This window comes from Streptomyces sp. DSM 116795 (genome assembly GCF_055792905.1).
The window spans coordinates 2493860-2514541 of record NZ_CM147707.1 but is presented as its reverse complement, the minus strand read 5'-3'; the positions used below and the strand labels follow the sequence as shown (position 1 = coordinate 2514541).

Here is a 20682-nt window from a genome sequence, read left to right as displayed (position 1 = left end):
CCCGCTCCGCCGAACAGCCCCGGGCCTTCGGGGTGGATCTCGGCGCCCGACCCGGCCTGGCCGGGTGAAGGGCCCGGCGTGGGGCGGATCGTCGTGCGGGGCGACTCAGCTGCGGCGAGCGCAGCGCGTGCGCGGTCCGGTCCTGGCCCGGCGATGCGGTTCGCGGCGGCTCGCCTGGTGTGTCACTGAGGGGTCCGGAACCTGCTCGGCGGGCTTGCGGTGCCGGGCCCGCCCGTGAGGGGCGGACCTCTCCCGGACCCCGCTCCCTCTCCCCGGCGGCGTCCCGCGGGGCCGCGGCCATCGGAGGAGCCCCGGAGCGCGGCTGCGGGTGGGCGGATCACGCGCGGGAGCGCGTAATGCACGATGGAGGGATGGCGAACCGACTCGCGGACGAGACGAGCCCCTACCTGCAGCAGCACGCCGGGAACCCGGTCGACTGGTGGCCCTGGTCGGAGGCCGCGTTCGAGGAGGCGCGCAGCCGCGGGGTGCCGGTGCTGCTCAGCATCGGATACGCCAGCTGCCACTGGTGCCACGTCATGGCCCACGAGAGCTTCGAGGACGAGGCCACGGCCGAGTACCTCAACTCCCACTTCGTCTCCGTCAAGGTCGACCGCGAGGAGCGTCCCGACGTCGACTCCGTCTACATGGAGGCCGTGCAGGCGGCCACCGGCCAGGGCGGCTGGCCGATGACCGTCTTCCTCACGCCCGCCGCCGAGCCCTTCTATTTCGGCACGTACTTCCCGCCCGCTCCCCGTCACGGCATGCCCTCGTTCCGGCAGGTGCTGGAGGGCGTCGCCACGGCGTGGTCGGACCGGCGCGAGGAGGTCGCCGACGTGGCCGGCCGGATCGTACGGGACCTCGCGGCCCGCGGTATCCGTTACGAACAGCCGCAGCCCCCCGGCCCGGACGAGCTGGCCACGGCGCTGCTGGAGCTGTCCCGCGACTTCGACGCCGAGCGGGGCGGGTTCGGGGGAGCGCCGAAGTTCCCGCCGTCCATGGCGCTGGAGTTCCTGCTGCGCCACCACGCCCGTACCGGCTCCGACGGTGCGCTGGAGATGGCCCAGGCCACCTGCGAGGCGATGGCGCGCGGCGGCATCTACGACCAGCTCGGCGGCGGATTCGCCCGCTACTCCGTGGACGCCGGATGGGTCGTACCGCACTTCGAGAAGATGCTCTACGACAACGCCCTGCTCTGCCGCGTCTACGCCCACACCTGGCGGAGCACCGGCTCGGACATGGCCCGCCGCGTCGCTCTGGAGACCGCGGACTTCATGGTGCGCGAACTCGGCACGTCCGAGGGCGGGTTCGCCTCCGCACTGGACGCCGACAGCGACGACGGGCACGGCCGCCACCGCGAAGGCTCCTACTACGTCTGGACTCCCGCCCAGCTGACCGAGGTCCTCGGCGAGCAGGACGGGCAGTGGGCCGCCGGCTACTACGGCGTGACCGACGAGGGCACCTTCGAGGAGGGCGCCTCCGTCCTCCAGCTCCGCGACGGCGCCCAGCTCTCGGACGCCTCCCGGGTCACGTCCGTACGCGAGAGGCTGCTGCGCGCCCGCGAGGAGCGGCCACGCCCCGCCCGTGACGACAAGGTCGTCGCGGCCTGGAACGGGCTGGCCGTCGCCGCCCTCGCCGAGACCGGCGCCTACTTCGACCGCCCCGACCTGGTCGAGGCCGCGTCCGCCGCCGCCCGCCTCCTGGCCGATCTGCACATGTGCGCCGACGGCCGCCTCGTACGCACCTCGCGGGACGGCACCGCCGGCCCCAGCGCGGGCGTGCTGGAGGACTACGCGGACGTGGCGGAGGGGCTGCTGAGCCTCTACTCCGTCACAGGAGAGCCCGGCTGGCTCGACAGCGCCGGCGTGCTGCTGGAGACCGTGCTCGGCCATTTCACGGACGCCGACGGGACTCTCTACGACACCGCCGACGACGCCGAGGCCCTCATCCGGCGTCCGCAGGACCCAACCGACAGCTCCACCCCGTCGGGCTGGACGGCCGCCGCGCACGCCCTGCTCACCTACGCCGCCTACACCGGCAGCTCCCGGCACCGCGAGGCCGCCGAACGGGCGCTCGGCATCGTGCGGGCGCTCGCGCCGCGCGCCCCGCGCTTCATCGGCTGGGGTCTCGCCGCCGCGGAGGCCGCCCTGGACGGCCCGCGGGAGGTCGCGGTGGTCGGCCCGCACACCGACCCCGGTACGGGCACGCTGCACCGTACGGCGCTGCTGGCGACCGCGCCCGGCGCGGTGGTCGCGATGGCCGAGCCGGGCTCGGCGGCGGCGCTGGACGTGCCGCTGCTGCGGGACCGTCCGCTGCTGGACGGGAACCCGACCGCCTACGTGTGCCGCAACTTCACCTGCGACGCCCCGACGGCCGATCCCGAGGTCCTGGAGCGCTCACTGCGGAACTGAGCCGGAACTGAGCCCGTTCTCCACCACGTTCAGCGCGCAGTCGAGCACGTCGAGCAGGTCCTCCCGCTCCTCGTCCTCGCCCCAGCAGAACAGCGCCTCTGCCAGTGCGCCGAGCAACGCCCCTGTGTACACGCGCAGTTCGAAGGAGTCCTGGGCGAGCCCGGTCCGCTCGGCCAGCGCGCCCGCGAGGAACCGCCCCGTCACCGACATGTGTTCGGCCATGCGTGCGCGCAGGGCCGGGACCTCGCGTACGAGCCGCATCCGCTGGCGCGCCTCGGCGGGCTCACGGCCGGGCTCGGCACGCATGGCCTGCGCGAAGATCCCCAGCATGGCGTTGCGCAGCGCCGTCACGGGCGGCTCGTCGGCGGGACGGGACAGCAGCGCGTCGCGCAGCAGCGGGTCGTACTCGTCGGAGAGCACGATGTCTTCCTTCGTCGGGAAGTAGCGGAAGACGGTGCTGGGGGAGACCTCCGCCTCCTCCGCGATCCGCTCGACGGACGTGGCGGCGTACCCCTGTTCATCGAAGAGCCGGTAGGCGGCCTTCCGGATCGCCTGCCTTGTCTTGATCTTCTTCCGCTCGCGCAGCCCCGGACGGGAGGCGGACACAGCGGAGGACTCGGTACGTGCGGGGGCCATGGGCCTCATTGTCGGCCATCCCCGCTCAGCGGGGCCACCTATGCGCCGGGCAGAGAGAGGGAGCCAGGACCCTCCTCCGTCTCTTCGGCCGCGGCCCCTGTCTCCGACGGGGCTGGTTCCTCCGCCGCCGCGGCCGTCTTCTCCCGCCGGCCCTCCGGCAGCAGCACCGTCAGCAGGGCCGCCGCGAGCGCCGCGGCTCCGCACACCGAGAGCACCATCGTCATGCCGTCGACGAACGCCGCGTCCGCCGAGGCGGCGAGCGCGTCCGAGTGCACCCGCTCGGCGATCGCATGCGCCGCGACCACGGAGTCGCGGGCCGTCTCCGCCGCGACCGCGGGCAGCCCGTCCGTCTCCAGCCGTGCCGCGTACGTGCCGGACAGCAGGCTGCCCAGTACGGCGATGCCGATCGCCGCACCCGTCTGACGTACGGTCATCAGCAGCCCGGAACCACTGCCCGCGTGTGCGGCGGGCAGCGCGGCCAGCGCGCCGTCCATCGCGGGCACCATCGCGAAGCCGACGCCGAATCCGGTGACGGTCAGCCAGGTCGCCGTAAGCCCGTAGCCGTCGCTCACGTCGGTGCGGGCACCGAGGAACGCGGCGAAGGCCATCACCACCAGCCCGGCGGCGATCACCGGACGCGCCCCGAACCGCGCCGTCAGCGGGCCCGATCCACGGGCCGCGACGAGCAGGCCCGCCATCAGCGGCAGCAGGCGCAGCCCCGTGCCGAACGCGTCGAGGCCCAGCACCGCCTGCAGGTACTGGGGCAGCACGAACAGCAGCCCGGACAGTACGAGCGTGATCAGCGTCGCGATGAGCGCGTTCCGGCCGAACGCGGGCCGCGCCAGCAGCGTCAGGTCCAGCATCGGCCGCGCCACCCGCCGCTCCCGCAGTACGAGCGCCGCCAGCAACGCCACCGATGCCGCGAGCGTGCCGACGACGAACGCGTCGCTCCAGCCGCGCGCCGGCCCCTCGATGATGCCGAAGACGAGTGAGCCCAGGCCGGCGACGCTCAACAGGGCGCTGAGCGCGTCGACATGAGGCGCCGACTCGTCGCGGGACTCGGGCAGCAGCGTCAGGCAGACGACGATCCCGAGCGCGGCGAGCGGCACGTTGACCAGGAAGACCGAGCCCCACCAGAAGTGGTCGAGCAGCCAGCCGCCGACGATGGGGCCGAGCGGCATCCCGCCGGCGACCGTCGCGGTGATGATGCCGACGGCCTTGGTGCGCTCGCCCTCGTCCTCGAAGAGCGACGGGAGCACGGACAGCGCGAGCGGCGTCACCAGGGCCGCCCCGAGCCCCATGAACGTACGGGCCGCGATGACCCACCCGGGATCGTCCGCGAGTCCGCCGAGCAGCGAACCCGCGAGGAAGACCGCCAGCCCCGCGATGAGCAGCCGCCGCCGTCCGAAGCGGTCGCCCAGCAGGCCGGCGGGCAGCATCGCGGCGGCGAAGACCACGATGTACGCATCCACGATCCACTGCATCTCCCCTGTTCCGGCGCCGAGTTGGCGTCCCATCTCGGGGAGGGCGACGTTGAGGATCGTCAGGTCGAAACCGAGCACGAGCATGCTCGTGCCGAGGGCGGCGAGGGCCCACCAGCGGCGGGGATCGGGCGACGTGGTCATGGCGAACTCCGATGGTTGATATCTTTTGATAGTGACTCTCAAAAAATATCGCCTGTCAAGGCCGAGTCGCCGGGCGCTGCCCCGGGTGGCCAATAACACGTGGCCCCGTCCCAGGTCGGCCCGTAAGGTGACGGAATGCAGGTGATCCAGTCGGCGAAGCTCGCAAACGTCTGTTACGAGATCCGGGGCCCGGTCCTGGAGGAGGCGATGCGGCTGGAGGCAGCAGGCCACCGCATCCTCAAGCTCAACACCGGCAACCCGGCGCCCTTCGGCTTCGAGTGCCCGCCGGAGATCCTCGAGGACATGATCCGCAACGCCGGCGATGCCCATGGCTACGGCGACGCGAAGGGGCTCCTCTCCGCCCGCCGCGCGGTGATGCAGCACTACCAGACGCAGGGCATCGAGCTATCCGTCGAGGACATCTACCTCGGCAACGGCGTCTCCGAGCTGATCCAGATGTCGATGCAGGCACTGCTCGATGACGGGGACGAAGTCCTCGTCCCGGCGCCCGACTATCCGCTGTGGACGGCGTCCGTCTCGCTCTCCGGCGGCACGGCCGTGCACTACCGCTGCGACGAGCAGTCGGACTGGATGCCGGACCTGGCCGACGTCGAGAGCAAGGTCACCGACCGGACGAAGGCGCTCGTCGTCATCAACCCGAACAACCCCACGGGTGCCGTCTACGACGAGGAGATGCTGCGCGGCCTCACGGACATCGCGCGGCGTCACGGCCTGATCGTCTACTCGGACGAGATCTACGACAAGATCCTCTACGACGGCGTGACGCACACGCCCACGACCGTCGTCGCCCCCGACCTGCTCACCGTCACCTTCAACGGCCTTTCGAAGGCGTACCGGGTTGCCGGGTACCGGAGCGGCTGGATGGCGGTCTGCGGGCCGAAGGGCCACGCGCAGAGCTACATCGAAGGGCTGACGATCCTCGCCAACATGCGGCTGTGCGCCAATATGCCGGCGCAGCACGTGGTGGCCGCCGCGCTCGGCGGGCGGCAGTCGATCAACGACCTGGTGCTGCCGGGCGGGCGGCTGCTGGAGCAGCGCGACATGGTGCACGATCTGCTGACGCAGATCCCCGGTGTGACGTGCGTGAAGCCGAAGGGTGCGATTTACGCGTTCCCGCGGCTCGACCCCAAGGTCTACAAGATCAAGGACGACCGGGAGATGGTCCTCGACCTGCTGCGGGCCGAGCAGATCATGATCGTCCACGGCACGGGCTTCAACTGGCCCGACCCCGACCACTTCCGCATCGTCAACCTGCCGCCGGTGAAGGAACTGGAAGACGCGGTGACCCGCATCGGCGCCTTCCTGGACGGTTACAGCCAGCCCTGAGCTCCCCGGAGCCACCGCCTCCGCATCTCGCCCCTCCCGCATCGGCGACAGGGCACGACCGCTTGTCGTCCGGGCAGGAAATGTACACGGCTCAACTTTAGACCGAGTCTAAGTTAGGCTGTCATCCGGGCGACGTAACGCGCAGGAGGCCGACCATGTACGAACCGATCCGCAGCAAGTCGGTACACGCCATGGCCGAGGCTGATTTCCCGCACCGCTCACGGGAAGAGGAGCTGGACATCCGCCTCGCCGGACACCTCACCGCCCTGCTGACGGTGACGGACGAACTGCGTGCGCTCGTTCCCGCTGCCGAACTGGACGAAGCCGCAGAGGAGTTGGCCGTCCAGGTCACGCGCCTGCGCCAGGCCCCGCTCCGTGCGGCGCCCACGGCGCGGGACGCCGACCCGGCGCACATCGATTCGCTGCACCACCGGGCCCACACTCTGGCAGGCCATGCCGTCGTGATCGCCACGTACCGGGACGACGAGCCGGCCATGGTGGTTGCCAGCCAGTGCCGCGACTTCCACGCCTCGGCCCTGGGTCTCACCGCTGCCTGATCCCAGGCCCCGGAACCCACGGCTTCGCACGGCGCGAACGGCGCCCCCCACCTGCCGGTGAGGGGCGCCGAGCGGAGTCCGAGCGGGGGCGGTTACCGCATCAGCCCAACCGCTCCACAAGCGCGCGGTGTTCGTCCCAGAGCTCCTTCGGCGTGTGGTCGCCGAAGGTGTTGAGGTGCCCGGGGACCAGCGCCGCCTCGTCGCGCCAGACCTCCTTGTCGACCTCCAGCACGAAGTCGAGCTCCGCCTCCGTCATGTCGAGCCCGTCCCGGTCGAGGGACTCCTTCGTCGGAAGCACGCCGATGGGCGTCTCGACGCCCTCCGCCTCGCCGTTGAGGCGCTGCACGATCCACTTCAGCACGCGGCTGTTCTCGCCGAAACCGGGCCAGACGAACTTGCCGTCCTCGTTCTTCTTGAACCAGTTGACGTAGTAGATCTTCGGCAGCTTGGCCTGGTCGGCGTCCTTGCCGACCTTCACCCAGTGCGCGAAGTAGTCGCCCATGTTGTAGCCGCAGAAGGGCAGCATGGCGAACGGGTCGCGGCGCAGTTCGCCGACCTTGCCCTCGGCCGCCGCCGTCTTCTCGCTGGCGACGTTCGCGCCGAGGAAGACCCCGTGCTGCCAGCTGAAGGACTCCGTCACCAGCGGTACGGCCGAGGCGCGCCGGCCGCCGAAGAGGATCGCGGAGATGGGCACGCCACGCGGGTCCTCCCACTCCGGCGCGATGATCGGGCACTGCCCGGCCGGCGTGGTGAAGCGGGCGTTGGGATGGGCGGCCGGAGTCCCGGATTCGGGGGTCCAGTCGTTGCCCTTCCAGTCGGTGAGGTGTGCGGGCGTCTCCTCGGTCATGCCCTCCCACCACACGTCGCCGTCGTCGGTGAGGGCGACGTTGGTGAAGACCGAGTTGCCCCAGAGGGTCTTCATGGCGTTGGCGTTGGTGTGCTCGCCGGTGCCCGGGGCGACGCCGAAGAAGCCGGCCTCGGGGTTGATGGCGTACAGACGCCCGTCCTCGCCGAAGCGCATCCACGCGATGTCGTCGCCGATGGTCTCGACCGTCCAGCCCTTGATGGTGGGCTCCAGCATGGCGAGGTTCGTCTTGCCGCAGGCCGAAGGGAAGGCGGCGGCGACGTACTTGGACTCACCGCGCGGCGGCGTGAGCTTCAGTACGAGCATGTGCTCGGCGAGCCAGCCCTCGTCCCGTGCCATGACGGAGGCGATGCGCAGCGCGTAGCACTTCTTGCCGAGCAGTGCGTTGCCGCCGTAGCCCGATCCGAATGACCAGATCTCGCGGCTCTCGGGGAAGTGGGAGATGTACTTGGTGTTGTTGCACGGCCAGGGCACGTCCTGCTCGCCGGGCTCCAGCGGGGCGCCGACGCTGTGGACCGCCTTGACGAAGAAGCCGGCCTCGCCGAGCTCGTCGAGGACCTGCTGTCCCATGCGCGTCATGGTGCGCATCGAGACGGCGACGTACGCGGAGTCGGTGATCTCGACGCCCAGTGCGGAGAGCGGGGAGCCGAGGGGGCCCATGCAGAAGGGGACGACGTACATGGTGCGGCCGCGCATGCAGCCGCGGAAGATCCCTCCGGAGCCACCCTCGCCCTGGAAGAGGGCCCGCATCTCGCCGGGGGCCTTCCAGTGGTTGGTGGGACCGGCGTCCTCCTCCTTCTCGGAGCAGATGAAGGTGCGGTCCTCGACGCGTGCGACGTCGCTGGGGTCGGAGGCGGCGTAGTAGGAGTGCGGCCGTTTCACCGGGTCCAGTTCGGTGAACGTGCCCTTCTCGACGAGCTCTTCACACAGGCGCTCGTACTCCGATTCGGAGCCGTTGCACCAGACGATCCGGTCCGGTTCTGTGAGAGCGGCGATTTCCTCCACCCAGGAGACGAGCTCCTGGTGGCGTGTGGGAACGGTGTTGATGGCGGGAGCCGCAGAACTGCGCGCCACAATCTCTCCAGACGTTGAGGGTTCCAACGGATAACTGCACTGGTATCCGCATTTTTTGGCTTCGTGCTTCAACTCGCCCCTTGGGGGCCGCGACCCGGATGCGTTCGTGATGGTGCTGGGCTGGTGCGTCTGCGCGGCTCGCTCATCCGGTGTCACCCTTGCTCCTCTGAGCATGTGAGCGTATCGGCTGCCTGTCCAGATGGAAAGGATGTGTCCATCACCACTCCGATGAGCGGCATGCGGTCCACGAGAGCGTGTCGTTGGTTACGCCCCCGTAGCTACGATGGGCCGTATGAATGACGCGTCCCGCCCGCACGAGCCCGTGAACAGCGCGGGCTCCGAAGGTGGCGCGGACGGAACCGACAAGCCGGTCCACTCCGGCGGTTCTGCCGCCGCCACCCTGGAGTCCGCTGCGGCTGCCGTCACTTCGGCGGCGTCCAGAGGCGCCTCGGCGATCCCCGCACTCATCAAGCCGCGGCTGCGCGGATGGCTGCACGCGGGGATGTTCCCCGCGGTGCTCGCCGCCGGGATCTTCCTGACCGCGCTCGCCGACAGCTCCCGCGGCCGTATCGCCTGCGCCGTCTACACCCTGACCGCCTGTCTGCTCTTCGGAGTGAGCGCCCTCTACCACCGGGGCGAGTGGGGGCCGCGGGCCAATGCCGTGCTGCGGCGGCTCGACCACGCCAACATCTTCCTGATCATCGCGGGGACGTACACGCCGCTGACGATCCTTCTGCTTCCCGACGGTTCCGGTTCGCCGCTGCTGTGGGGTGTGTGGGCGGCAGCCGTGTTCGGCATCGGCTTCCGGGTGTTCTGGGTCGGCGCTCCGCGGTGGCTCTACACGCCTTGCTACATCGCGATGGGTTGGGCCGCGGTCTTCTATCTGCCCGCGTTCCTGCGCGAGGGCGGCATCGCCGTGCTGGTGTGCGTGATCGTGGGCGGCCTGCTGTACAGCGCGGGCGGCCTCGTCTACGGAATCAAGCGGCCGAACCCGTCACCGCGGTGGTTCGGCTTCCACGAGGTGTTCCACTCCTTCACCCTGGCCGCGTTCGTCGTCCATTACGTGGGGATCTCGCTGGTGGCGTACCAGCACGCGTAGCCCTCGCACCGGGCGGGCGGGCGGGCGTTCCGTTCCGCCGAACCAGCTGCCACCCGGACCCTCATGTGGGTGGTTCACACGCTCGACGACCCGGTGTGTCCGGCCGGCCGGACACACCGGGGAGACGCGAAGACCTCCACATGCGGTGCCGTACGAACGGTCTCACCGCGGCGGAGGTCTTCGCCTTCGCCTTGCTCACGGAGCCGACGGATCCGTGAGCAACACACCTAGCCGGTCTTCGACTTGGGTGACGACGCGGCGTGGCTGTGGTCGAGATGCCGGGCCTTGCTGCGTGCGTCAGGTGCTTCGTCCTGACGGAGAGCGGCGGCGGGATTGGTGCAGCCGGGAAGGGCGCCGTCCGGGAAGCAGTTGTCGGGCGTGTTGTTCGTGACGGGGCTGGAGACGAGGCTCGCTCCGCTTGCGGCGACGAAGATGCCGCCTCCGACGGATCCTGCCCTGTTGCCGGTCACAGGGCTGTTCACCAGTTGGGCGCCGGCCCCGCAGTGGTAGATGCCGCCTCCGTTGCTCGCTGCTCTGTTGCCGGTGACCGGGGAGGAGGTGAGACGCAGTGTGGCGGAGCCGCAGTTCTCGATGCCGCCGCTGTCCGAGGCACTCGTGTTGTCCGCGATGCTGACGGAGGTGAGGACGGCGGAGCCTTGGTTGTTGAGACCACCGCCGAAGCTGGCGGTGGTGCTGTTGTTGCGGAGCGTTCCGGAAACCCACGACAGGGTGCCCGAGTTGTAGACGCCGCCGCCTCTGTTGGCCTGATTGCCGGTGACGTTGCTCTGCGTGAGGCTGAGGCTGCCGTCCTCGTTCCAGATGCCACCGCCCTGGGACCCTTCCAGCGTGTTCAGATTCGTCCGGCCGCCGCTGACGTTGACGCGGAGAAGGGAGAGACTTCCCGAATTCTTGACGTGGAAGATCCGGAAGTCGTCCGCGGCGCCGGCGGAGCGCCGGATGGTTGCGTTCTGGCCGGAGATGGTGACGTCACCGGTGATCTCCGGGAGCCCGTCCGATTCGTTGTCGGTGTCGGTCAGGGTGTAGGTGCACCCCGCTGCGAGCTGGACGGTTTCGCCCGTGAGGTTGGCTTGGTCGATGGCGTCCCTGAGAGCGGTGATGTCGTTGCAGGGGACGGTGGTCGCGGCGTGGGCCGGCTGGGCGGGCATGACGGCCAGACAGAGTCCGAGGCCGACGGCAGCGCTGAGACTGCTGTTCCGAAGGGACTTTCTCATGCAGAGGTCTCTCCCTCGTGCTTGATCTGATCAGCTGGAAGGGCGGGTCACGGAACCGTGAGTACGGCGAACTCGCCCTGAACGCGATTTGTTTGTGACATCTCCGACAGATGTCACATCGCGAAGAAATGCTGCCCGTCGGCGGAGGATGCAACAGCCTGCACGTGAGGGGCATGCAAATTCCGAAGTAAGCAGTTCTTATGCACGCCCTCTGAGGGCTCCGGCTCCGTGCGATGCGCCGTCATGCGCCCTGCCTCAGCCAGAGAGAAAGGGACAGGGGCTCAACTCCGCGAGAACCCCGGCCTGTTGCTGCCGCCCGGCATCGTCAGTGCCGCGGAGTTCCCTCCGTCGGTGTACGGCGGATCGCGCGGCCCGCGAGGACGTCCGTGCGGCGGCCGTCCTCGATGACGGGGCGCCCGTCGACCAGCACGTGCGGGATGCCCGTGGGCAGCACGCGCGGGTTGTCGTAGGTGGAGCCCGGCGCGACCGTGGCCGGGTCGAAGAGGACGAGGTCCGCGCGGTAGCCCTCGCGGACCAGGCCGCGGTCGGGGAGGCGGAGCCGTGCGGCGGGGCGCGAGGTGAGGTGGGCGACGCACTCCTGGAGGGAGAGCACGCCCAACTCCCGTACGTAGCGGCCGAGATACTGCGGGAAGGTGCCGTACGCGCGCGGGTGCGGCTTGTCGCCCTGGAGGATGCCGTCGCTGCCGCCGGTGTGGACGGGGTGGCGCATCATGTGCCGGACGTTCTCCTCGTGGCCCACGTGCTGGAGGATCGTCGTGCCGAGCCGGTCCTCGATCAGCAGGCGGCGGGCGGTGACGAACGGCTCCTCCCCGTTCTCCGCCGCCGACTCGGCGACCGTCCGGCCGACGTGGTGCGAGAGGGCCGGGTGGGAGACGCCCGAGATCTCGATCGTGCTCCAGTCCATGGGGACGCCGTGGCAGCCGTCGGCTCCCTCGACCTCCATGACGTGCCGGATGCGCGAGCACGTCTCCTCGTCCGAAAGCCGCGCCAGGATCGCCTCCGGGCCGCCGGCGCTCGCCCAGCTCGGCAGCATCGCCACGAGAGTCGTGCACCCCGGGGTGTACGGATACGTGTCGAGGGTGATGTCCGCGCCGGCGGCGAGCGCACGGTCGAGGAGGCCGGTCAGCTCGGGCGCCCGGCCCTTGTTGACGCCGAAGTTCATGGTGGCGTGGGCGAGATGGAGCGCGCAGCCGGCGTCGCGGGTGAGCTCGATCATCTCCTCGTACGCCTGCAGCGCGCCCTTGCCGTAGGAGCGGTGGTGCGGGCAGTAGTAACCGCCGTACGCGGCCACCGTGCGGCACAGTACGGCGAGTTCGGCGTCGGAGGCGTACATGCCGGGTGTGTAGGTGAGGCCGGAGGACATGCCGACGGCGCCCTGCTCCAGGCCCTCGGCGACGAGGCGCCCCATCTCCTCGGTCTCCGCACGCGTCGCGGGGCGGTCGTCCCAGCCGACGGCGAGCATTCGCACGGTGCCCTGCGGCACGAGGTAGGCGGCGTTGACGGCCGTGCCCTGGCGGTCGATGCGGTCCAAGTACCCGCCGACGGTGCGCCAGTCGAAGTCGATGTCGTCGCCCGTGCCGTTCCAGCCGGTGATGGCGCTGCGTACGGCGGCGAGGGTGCGGTCGTCGACGGGCGCGTAGGAGAGCCCGTCCTGGCCGACGACTTCGAGCGTGACGCCCTGCGCGGCCTTCGCCGAGTGGTCCGGGTCGCGCAGCAGGGCGAGGTCGGAGTGGGCGTGCATGTCGATGAAGCCGGGGGAGAGGGCGAGGCCCGTGGCGTCGAGTGTGCGCCGGGCTCCGGCGGGGCGGGCGCCAGGGCCGTCGGTTTCGCGGGTGACGGCGGTGATGCGGCCGTCCTCGACGGCGACGTCGGCGCGGTACGGGGCCGACGTCCCGGAGCCGTCGACGACGTCCGCGTTGCGGATGAGCAGGTCCATGAGGGCGGTTCCCTTCCGGGTGGGTGCGGGCAGGCCGCCCGTCAGAAGGCTGCGGGCTCAGAAGGCTGCGGGCTCAGAAAAACGTACGTACGTATCCCGTGACGGTGCCGTCCGCGGTCGTCTCCGGGATGAGCTGCCACTTGTCGAAGATCGTGCACGGGTGGGAGAGCCCGAGGCCCACCCACTCGCCGACCTCGACGGGCGCCTCCGTACGGACCCACGCGTGCTGGTCGGAGAGCGCCGTGACGGTGATGCCGTCGGCGGGGCGCGTGGCGCCGTCGCGCGAGCGGACCGTGTGGGGCTGCGGGAGGTGCAGGTCGAACGCCGCGTCGCGCTTGCCCGCGTTGAGGAACGCCTGGTCGGGGGCGGGACGGGAGACGACCTGCGCCCAGAGCGTGAACGCGGCCTGCAGGGTGCCCTCTTCGGGTACGCGGTTGAAGGGCGTCTTCTCGCGGTATGCGCCGTCGTCGTGCGACACGTACGCGCCTGAGCGGAGCAGCTTCAGCACCGGCCGGGAGAGCGGCGGCAGTTCGGCGAAGACCTCCGCGACGGCGTCGAACCAGGCGCTGCCCCCCGCGCTCAGCACGATCTCGGAGAGCCCGTCGAAGCGGCCCGCGGTGTCGAACGCGGCGGCGAGGGCGGTCAGCCGTCGCAGCCAGGCGGTGACCGTCTCCGTCGAGGCGTCCGGGACTTCGCCCTCGTAGCCCGCGACGCCGGCCAGGCGGAGAGTCGGTGCCGCGGCGACGGCGTCGGCGACCGCCTCGCACTCGGCTTCGCTGCGCGCTCCCGTACGGGCGCCTTCGCCGGCGGCCAGTTCGACCACGACGTCGACGGGACGCGAGGCACCCGCCTCAGCGAGGGCGGCGTCCATCAGCGCGACACCGGCCGTCGAGTCGGCGTAGCAGACGAAGTGGAAGTCCGGGTCGGCGTCGAGCTCCTGGGAGATCCGGCGGAGCGCGGCGGCGTCGACGAGCTCGTTCGCGAGGAAGACACGCGGAATCCCGAACGCCCGGGCCACGGCGACCTGATGGGGCACGGCGAGGGTGATCCCCCAGGCACCGTGGGCGAGTTGGCGGTGGAAGAGCTGCGGGGCCATGGAGGTCTTGCCGTGCGGGGCGAAGGCCAGGCCGTGCCGCCGCGTGTACGTCTCCATGAGCGCCAGGTTGTGCTGGAGGCGCTCCGCGGAGAGGGCGAGAACCGGTGTGGTGAAGCCGCCGGTGAACAGATTGCGGTGCTCCGCGGTGAGTGCGGCGACGGTGGCGCCCGCGGCGTCCGGAGGGAGCCCCTTGAAGCGGTGGTCGATGCGCTCTTCGGCGAGGGAGGCGAGCGGGTCCGCGCCGGCCATAGGGGACTCCTACTCCGTAGCACCAGGCCGTTGCAGTAAGTGCAACAAGCATTGCGTATTTCGCTCAAAGCTGTTTAGCATCCCGCCGAACACCCGTCAATCGATGAGGAGCGGATGCGGACAGTGGCACGCACCGACGTCGTCTGCCTCGGCGAATCCATGGTCACGTTCCTGCCCTCGCGGGCCGGACGGCTCGCGGACGTACCGTCCTTCGAGCGGGCCATCGGCGGCGCCGAGTCCAACGTGGCCTGCGCGCTTGCCGGTTCGGGGCACTCCGTGCGCTGGGTCAGCCGGGTCGGTGCCGACGGATTCGGCGACCACCTGGTGGAGGCGGTCGCCGCACGCGGGGTGGATGTCGGAATTGTCGGACGGGACGCGAGGCGCCCCACGGGCATCTACTTCCGTACGGAGGGCGAGCGCCCCACCACCCTCGACGGCCCCGACGAGTCCGTGGGCGGCGCGGGCGCTGCGCCCGCCGCCGGCACTTCCGGCACCGCCGAAGTCGTCTACTACCGCGCCGGATCCGCCGCGTCCGCCATGTCGCCGCACACCGTGGACCTCGCTGCCGTCGACGACGCCACCGTGCTGCACGTCACAGGCATCACGGCGGCGCTCTCCCCGGAGTGCCTGGAGCTGATGCGCCTGCTCACCGGCCCGCGCGCGGACCGTCCGCTGGTCTCCTTCGACGTGAACTACCGCGTCGGCCTGTGGGCCCGGGCCGAGGGCGACCCCGCTCCCGGGCCCGGCGTGCTGCTCGAACTCGCCGCCGGCTGCGACCTCGTCTTCGTCGGCGAGGACGAGGCAGCGGCGGCCTGGGGCGTCACCGGCGGCCCGTACGCGCTCAGGGAGCTGCTGCCCGGGCCTGCCGTCCTCGTCGTCAAGCAGGGCGGGACGGGAGCGACGGCATTCGTACGCGGGGACGGCGGCAGTCAGGGCGGCGGTCCCGGTGGCGGTCAGGGTGGCGGTCCCGGCGAAGGTCCCGGCGAAGGTCCCGGTGACGCGGGCGACACCGTCCACACCGTGCCCGCCCTGCGCATCGACGTCGCGGGCGCCGTGGGTGCCGGCGACGGGTTCGCCGCCGGTTTCCTCTCCGCGACGCTCCGCGGGCTGCCCGTACGGGAGCGGCTGCGGCACGGGCATCTAACCGCCGCGGCCGCTCTCACCGTGCCCGGTGACCTCGCGGAGCCGCCGTCGCGCGAGGTCGCGGACCGGCTCGCCGCCCTGGACGACGAGGCGTGGGGAAGACTGCGCCTCGGCCCCGGGTGGAACACACAGAAGGCGAACGCAACATGAGCCAGACCGTCGACCGAGCATTGAGCATTCTGCCCCTGCTCGCAGAGGGACCCGCCAACCTGGAGCAGGTCGCGGGCCGGCTCGGGGTGCACAAGTCCACCGCGCTGCGGCTCCTGCGTACGCTCCACGAGCACGGCATCGTCCACCGCCAGCCCGACCAGCGCTACCGGCTGGGCACGCGGCTCTTCGCACTCGCCCAGCAGGCCGTGGAGAACCTGGACGTACGGGAGATAGCGCATCCCCACCTGGTGGAGCTGAACGCGCAGACCGGGCACACCGTCCATCTCGCCGTACACGAGGAGGACGAAGTCCTCTACATCGACAAGGTGGAGAGCCGCTACCCGGTACGGATGTACTCGCGCATCGGCAAGCCCGTCGCGATCACGGTCGCCGCGGTCGCCAAGCTGCTGCTCGCCGATCTGCCCGAGCCGGAGCGGCGGGCGGTCGCGCAGCGGCTGAACTACCCCCGCTACACGGCCCGTTCGATCACCGACCCCGCGTCCTTCCTCGCCGAGCTGGCGAAGGTGCGCGAACAGGGATGGGCCACCGACCTGGGCGGCCACGAGGAGTCCATCAACTGCGTCGGCGCCCCGGTGCGCGGACCGGACGGGCGGGCCGTCGCCGCCATGTCCGTATCGGCCCCGAACGTCGTCGTCAGCGCGGACGAACTCCTCACCCTCCTGCCGCTGGTGCGGCGCACCGCCGACGCGATCAGCGACGAGTACTCCGGAAGAACCCCAGACAAGGAACAGCAGTCATGAGCGAGAAGCAGACCAAGACGGCTCTCACGCCCTCCACCCACACCACTCCGCCCGCGAAGTTCTCGCACGGCGTGCGCAAGGGCAACATCCTTCAGGTCTCGGGGCAGGTCGGCTTCGGCCCGGCCGTCCCGGGCCAGGCGCCCACGCCCGTCGGGCCGGGGCTGCGCGAGCAGACGCTGCGCACGCTCGCCAACGTCGAGGCCGTGCTCCAGGAGGGCGGGGCGAGCTGGGAGGACGTGGTGATGATCCGCGTCTATCTCACCGACACCGCGCACTTCCCCGAACTCAACGAGATCTACAACGAGTTCTTCGCGGACCTCACCGAGGCCCCCGCGGCCCGTACGACCGTCTACGTCGGCCTGCCGGCCGGGCTGCTCGTCGAGATCGACGCGCTCGCCGTACTGGGCTGAAGCCCGGCACCGGCCGAAGTGCGCCCAGCCCGCGCCTCCTTAGCGGTGCACGGGGCCCGAAGGGGCTCCGCGCACACCCCCTGCATGTCCGAACTCCCCATCAGATCCGATCTGTTGACACAGAATCCCCGAGGTCCACCACCATGCTGCTCGCATCCGCGCCCGAGAAGGCGCCAGCACAGACCGGCGGTCTGCTCGCCCTCATAGGCGGCACCCCCGGGCTGCTGATCGTCGCCGCCCTGGGAATCCTGCTGCTGCTCTTCCTCATCATCAAGCTCCGGGTGCAGCCGTTCGTGGCGCTGCTGGGCGTCTCCATAGGCGTCGGTCTGGCAGCCGGGCTCTCGGTGACCGAACTCTTCGGCACAGTGCAGAAGTCCGAGGCGGTCTCCCTCATCGAGGACGGCATGGGCGGCATCCTCGGCCACGTCGCAATCATCATCGGGCTCGGCACGATGCTGGGGGCGATACTCGAGGTCAGCGGTGGCGCCGAGGCGCTCTCCAGCCGTCTGCTGGCCCTCTTCGGGGAGAAGCGCGCACCGCTGGCCATGGGCCTGACGGGCCTCATCTTCGGTATCCCGGTCTTCTTCGACGTCGGCATCTTCGTCCTCGCGCCGATCGTCTACGCCGCGGCCAAGCGCTCCGGCAAATCGATCATCCTCTACTCGATGCCGCTGCTCGCCGGTCTGTCGATGACGCACGCGTTCCTGCCGCCCCACCCCGGTCCGGTCGCCGCGGCAGGGCTGCTGAAGGTCGACCTCGGCTGGATCATCCTGATGGGCATCGTCACCGGTATCCCCGCCGTGCTGGCGGCCTGGGCGTACGCGGCCTGGATCGGCAACCGCCTCTTCGTCGAGGTGCCGCACGACATGGTCGAGGCGGCCGAGGAGGCCAAGGCGGCCGTCGCGGCGGAGCAGAAGGCGGCGGGGGTCTCCGCGGAGCGGCCCGTCTCGCTGGCCGTCGTGCTCGGCATCATCGGCACCCCGCTGGTGCTGATCCTGCTGGCGACGTTCTCGTCCATCGCGCTCGACCCCTCGACGCTCCGCTCCGTCATCGAGTTCTTCGGGCACCCCTTCGTGGCGCTGACGATCGCGCTGCTGCTGGCGTACTGGCTGCTCGGCCTGCGGCGCGGCTGGTCGCGTCAGTCGCTGGAGACGGTCTCGACCGCCTCGCTCAAGCCGATCGGCAACATCCTGCTCGTCGTGGGCGCGGGCGGCGTCTTCGGCGCGGTGCTGGACGGCAGCGGTGTCGCGCAGGCGCTGTCGGACACGTTCGGGGACGCGGGGCTGCCCGTCATCGTCCTGTCGTATCTGCTCTCGCTGGTGCTGCGCGTCGCGCAGGGCTCGGCGACCGTCGCGATCGTCACCACGGCGGGAATCGTGGCGCCGCTGCTGTCCGCCGGCGACTACTCGCAGCCGCACATCGCGCTGGTCATCATGGCGATCTCGGCGGGCTCCATCTTCGCCTCGCACGTCAACGACGGCGGATTCTGGATCGTCTCGAAGTACTTCGGCATCTCGGAGCGGGACACGCTGAAGTCGTGGACGGTCCTGGAGTCCGTCCTGTCGGTGGTGGGCTTCGCCGTGGCGGCCGTGATCAGCCCGTTCGTATAGCCGGACCTGCCCGTGCGACGGGTGCGTGCCGGCCGCTCCGGCGTACGGGCCGGCCGGCACAACCCGTCTCTCTCCCGGAGCCCGCGCGCCCCCGACGGAATGCCATCTTCCGTTTCTGGGGGCGCTGTTGGGGTCTTGTGGGGGTGCCGCTTAAGGCCAAGAATGCACGGCGTCACCCCCGACGAATCACATTCACGAGATTCGGTGAAGGAGAGGAACCCCCCACCATGAAGAGACCTCTCGCCGGCGCCTTGGCAACGGCCTTCTTCGGAGCGGCCGCCGTCACCGGGATCGCCGCGGCACCCGCGTCCGCCGCGGAAGCCCCGGCGGCGCCCGAGGCCGCCGCCGCCCCGGACTTCGCGGGCACGGTCGCGCTCAGCAACTGTTCGGGCTCGCTGGTGAAGATGCCCGGTTCCAAGGCATCCGACCCGGGGCTGGTGCTCTCGAACGGGCACTGCCTGGAGGAAGGCATGCCGGAGCCGGGCAAGGTCGTCGTCGACCAGCCCTCGTCGCGCAGCTTCACGCTCCTCGACGCCGGCGGCGGCGACGCGGGCACGCTGAAGTCCTCGAAGATCGCCTACGGGACGATGACGGACACCGACGTCTCCCTCTACGAACTCGACTCCACGTACGAGGAGATCAAGAAGGACACGGGCATCGACCCGCTGGAGGTGCAGGCCGAGCACCCCAAGGAGGGCACCGCCATCACCGTCGTCTCCGGTTACTGGAAGGAGACGTTCAGCTGCTCGATCGACGCCTTCGTGCCTGAGCTGCGCGAGGACGGCTGGACCATGAAGGACTCGCTCCGCTACACCAAGGAGTGCGAGACCAAGGGCGGCACGTCGGGCTCCCCGGTCGTCGACGACTCCACCGGGAAGATCGTCGGGATCAACAACACCCGTAACGAGAACGGCGAGGAGTGCACCCTCAACAACCCGTGCGAGGTGGACGAGAACGGCAAGGTCACCGTCCACGAGGGCATCGCGTACGGACAGCAGACGCACACCCTCACCAGCTGCATCGCCGCGGGCAACAAGGTCGACCTGAGCCTGCCGGACTGCAAGCTGCCGAAGCCGTAGCGGACCGGCCGGCCAGGCCCTGAACGTCGGGCCGCACTCGGAGCCCGGCAGCTGCCGGCCGGCGGCGTGGTGCGGCGGCACCACGGCGCCGGCCCGGCGGCACCACTGCTCCGACTCCCGCATGCGGCTCAGGGGCTCAGGACGAGCGACGCCCCCGGACACTGTCGTCCGGGGGCGTCGCGTGCGTACGGGGAGGTGGGGGACACCCCGCAGCAGCCGGGAGGCGCAAGGGTGCGCCGGGGGAGGCGGGACCTACGGCAGCGCGTCCACGTGCGGACCGACCTTGCCGGACCAGCTGTTGCCGTTCGAGGCGTCCCAGTTGGTGGACCAGGTCATCGCGCCGCGGATGCCGGGGTAGGTCTTGTCGGGCTTGAAGCTCCCGCAGTTGGTGCCCTTGGCCAGGCAGTCCAGGGCGTCCGTCACCACGCCGGGCTCGACGTGGCCCGAGCCCGCGGCGCTGGAGGAGGCCGGGGTGCCGATGCCGACCTGCGAGGCGTCGAGACCGCCTTCGAGCTGGATGCAGGCGAGGGCGGTGAGGAAGTCGACGCTGCCCTGCGCGTAGGTCTTGCCGTCGCAGCCGTTCATCGAACCGCTGTTGTAGTACTGCATGTTGACGACCGTCAGGTAGTCCTTGATGTTCAGCGCGGTCTTGAAGTACTCGTTCGACGTCGACTGCATGTCGATGGTCTGCGGGGCCATCGTCACCACGACGTCGCTCTTCTCGCTGTGGATGGTGTCCAGGGCCTTGCTCATATACGTCGAGTTGAGGCCGTTCTCCAGGTCGATGTCGACTCCGTCGAAGCCGTACTCGTCCATGAGCGAGACGATGCTGTCGGCGAAGGCCGAGGCCGAGGCGTCGTCGGCGACGCTGACGGCGCCCTTCTCGCCGCCCACCGAGACGATCACCGACTTGCCCGCGTCGTGCTTGGCCTTGATGTCGGCCTTGAAGTCGTCCTCGGAGCCGTAGCCCGTCGCCGGGTCCAGCTTGAAGTCGACCTGGCCGGGTGTGCCCGTGGCGTCGGCGAAGGCCACGGCGACGATGTCGTAGTCGTCCGGCACATCGGAGAGCTTCTGTTTGGCCGCTCCGTTGTCGAAGTTCTGCCAGTAGCCGGTCACGGCGTGGGCGGGGACCGCCGAGGCGCCCACGGCGCGGCCGGTGTCCTGGGAAGGTGCCGGGCCGGCGTTCGCCGTGCCGGCCGTGATCAGTCCGCAGATCGTCAGTGCCGCTGCTGTGACCGCGGCGAGGACGCGCGGACGCGTGCGTAGGTGGGACAGGAATCTTGCGCGTGCCACAACTGCCTCCGGGGTGGGGGGAGATGGGGGGAGGGAAGGTGCTGAGTGTGGTGCGCGGGGCCCTGCGCTTCGGTGACAACATGGTCCAGAC

The 20682-nt window shown here is 70.5% G+C and carries 16 protein-coding genes; 9 read left to right on the top strand and 7 right to left on the bottom strand.

The features are described 5' to 3' along the window. The first annotated feature begins 371 nt into the window (after positions 1 to 371). Positions 372 to 2408, top strand: a complete 2037-nt coding sequence (locus tag ACSMXX_RS10595) for a thioredoxin domain-containing protein (RefSeq protein ID WP_473183791.1) — start codon at positions 372 to 374, stop codon at positions 2406 to 2408. Here the strand turns inward: ACSMXX_RS10595 and ACSMXX_RS10590 are convergent. Further along, positions 2394 to 3044, bottom strand: coding sequence for a TetR/AcrR family transcriptional regulator (locus ACSMXX_RS10590; protein ID WP_473183790.1), 651 nt, complete (start codon positions 3042 to 3044; stop codon positions 2394 to 2396). The genes ACSMXX_RS10595 and ACSMXX_RS10590 overlap by 15 nt on opposite strands. Positions 3045 to 3082: 38 nt before the next feature. Continuing rightward, positions 3083 to 4669 carry an MFS transporter gene (locus ACSMXX_RS10585; RefSeq protein WP_473183789.1) on the bottom strand — a complete coding sequence of 529 codons (1587 nt, stop codon included), beginning with the start codon at positions 4667 to 4669 and terminating at the stop codon, positions 3083 to 3085. A gap of 135 nt (positions 4670 to 4804) precedes the next feature. Between ACSMXX_RS10585 and ACSMXX_RS10580 the strand changes: the two genes are divergently transcribed. After that, on the top strand, positions 4805 to 6016 hold the full coding sequence (locus tag ACSMXX_RS10580; protein WP_473183788.1) for a pyridoxal phosphate-dependent aminotransferase: 1212 nt from the start codon (positions 4805 to 4807) through the stop codon (positions 6014 to 6016). A gap of 155 nt (positions 6017 to 6171) precedes the next feature. After that, on the top strand, positions 6172 to 6573 hold the full coding sequence (locus ACSMXX_RS10575; RefSeq protein WP_473183787.1) for an SCO4983 family protein: 402 nt from the start codon (positions 6172 to 6174) through the stop codon (positions 6571 to 6573). Between the two features lie 100 nt (positions 6574 to 6673). Here ACSMXX_RS10575 and ACSMXX_RS10570 read toward each other — a convergent pair whose 3' ends face one another. After that, positions 6674 to 8512 (bottom strand): phosphoenolpyruvate carboxykinase (GTP), encoded by a 1839-nt coding sequence (locus ACSMXX_RS10570; RefSeq protein WP_473183786.1) that lies wholly within the window; start codon positions 8510 to 8512, stop codon positions 6674 to 6676. A gap of 292 nt (positions 8513 to 8804) precedes the next feature. Here ACSMXX_RS10570 and trhA point away from each other — a divergent pair, with 292 nt between their 5' ends. Beyond that, the gene (gene trhA, locus ACSMXX_RS10565) at positions 8805 to 9611 is read left to right on the top strand and encodes a PAQR family membrane homeostasis protein TrhA (RefSeq protein WP_473183785.1); all 807 of its coding nucleotides are present in this window, start codon (positions 8805 to 8807) and stop codon (positions 9609 to 9611) included. A 227-nt stretch (positions 9612 to 9838) separates the two neighbouring features. Here the strand turns inward: trhA and ACSMXX_RS10560 are convergent, their stop codons facing one another. The 3 genes from ACSMXX_RS10560 to ACSMXX_RS10550 all read right to left on the bottom strand — a co-directional run bounded on the left by ACSMXX_RS10560 (position 9839) and on the right by ACSMXX_RS10550 (position 14145). Continuing rightward, complete coding sequence (locus ACSMXX_RS10560) at positions 9839 to 10843, bottom strand: right-handed parallel beta-helix repeat-containing protein (RefSeq protein ID WP_473183784.1); 1005 nt, start codon at positions 10841 to 10843, stop codon at positions 9839 to 9841. 325 nt (positions 10844 to 11168) lie between these two features. Continuing rightward, the gene (locus tag ACSMXX_RS10555; RefSeq protein WP_473183783.1) at positions 11169 to 12800 is read right to left on the bottom strand and encodes an N-acyl-D-amino-acid deacylase family protein; all 1632 of its coding nucleotides are present in this window, start codon (positions 12798 to 12800) and stop codon (positions 11169 to 11171) included. Positions 12801 to 12873: 73 nt separating this feature from the next. Then, positions 12874 to 14145 (bottom strand): alanine racemase, encoded by a 1272-nt coding sequence (locus ACSMXX_RS10550; protein ID WP_473183782.1) that lies wholly within the window; start codon positions 14143 to 14145, stop codon positions 12874 to 12876. Between the two features lie 114 nt (positions 14146 to 14259). Here ACSMXX_RS10550 and ACSMXX_RS10545 point away from each other — a divergent pair, with 114 nt between their 5' ends. The 5 genes from ACSMXX_RS10545 to ACSMXX_RS10525 all read left to right on the top strand — a co-directional run bounded on the left by ACSMXX_RS10545 (position 14260) and on the right by ACSMXX_RS10525 (position 19298). After that, positions 14260 to 15438 (top strand): sugar kinase, encoded by a 1179-nt coding sequence (locus tag ACSMXX_RS10545; protein ID WP_473183781.1) that lies wholly within the window; start codon positions 14260 to 14262, stop codon positions 15436 to 15438. Then, complete coding sequence (locus tag ACSMXX_RS10540) at positions 15435 to 16199, top strand: IclR family transcriptional regulator (RefSeq protein WP_473183780.1); 765 nt, start codon at positions 15435 to 15437, stop codon at positions 16197 to 16199. The genes ACSMXX_RS10545 and ACSMXX_RS10540 overlap by 4 nt, the downstream gene beginning before the upstream one ends. Continuing rightward, positions 16196 to 16609, top strand: coding sequence for a RidA family protein (locus tag ACSMXX_RS10535; RefSeq protein ID WP_473183779.1), 414 nt, complete (start codon positions 16196 to 16198; stop codon positions 16607 to 16609). The genes ACSMXX_RS10540 and ACSMXX_RS10535 overlap by 4 nt, the downstream gene beginning before the upstream one ends. A 143-nt stretch (positions 16610 to 16752) precedes the next feature. Continuing rightward, positions 16753 to 18219 carry a GntP family permease gene (locus tag ACSMXX_RS10530; RefSeq protein WP_473183778.1) on the top strand — a complete coding sequence of 489 codons (1467 nt, stop codon included), beginning with the start codon at positions 16753 to 16755 and terminating at the stop codon, positions 18217 to 18219. A 227-nt stretch (positions 18220 to 18446) separates the two neighbouring features. Next, positions 18447 to 19298 carry a S1 family peptidase gene (locus ACSMXX_RS10525; RefSeq protein ID WP_473183777.1) on the top strand — a complete coding sequence of 284 codons (852 nt, stop codon included), beginning with the start codon at positions 18447 to 18449 and terminating at the stop codon, positions 19296 to 19298. 252 nt (positions 19299 to 19550) lie between these two features. Here the strand turns inward: ACSMXX_RS10525 and ACSMXX_RS10520 are convergent, their stop codons facing one another. Beyond that, on the bottom strand, positions 19551 to 20591 hold the full coding sequence (locus tag ACSMXX_RS10520) for a chitinase (protein ID WP_473183776.1): 1041 nt from the start codon (positions 20589 to 20591) through the stop codon (positions 19551 to 19553). Positions 20592 to 20682: the final 91 nt, after the last annotated feature.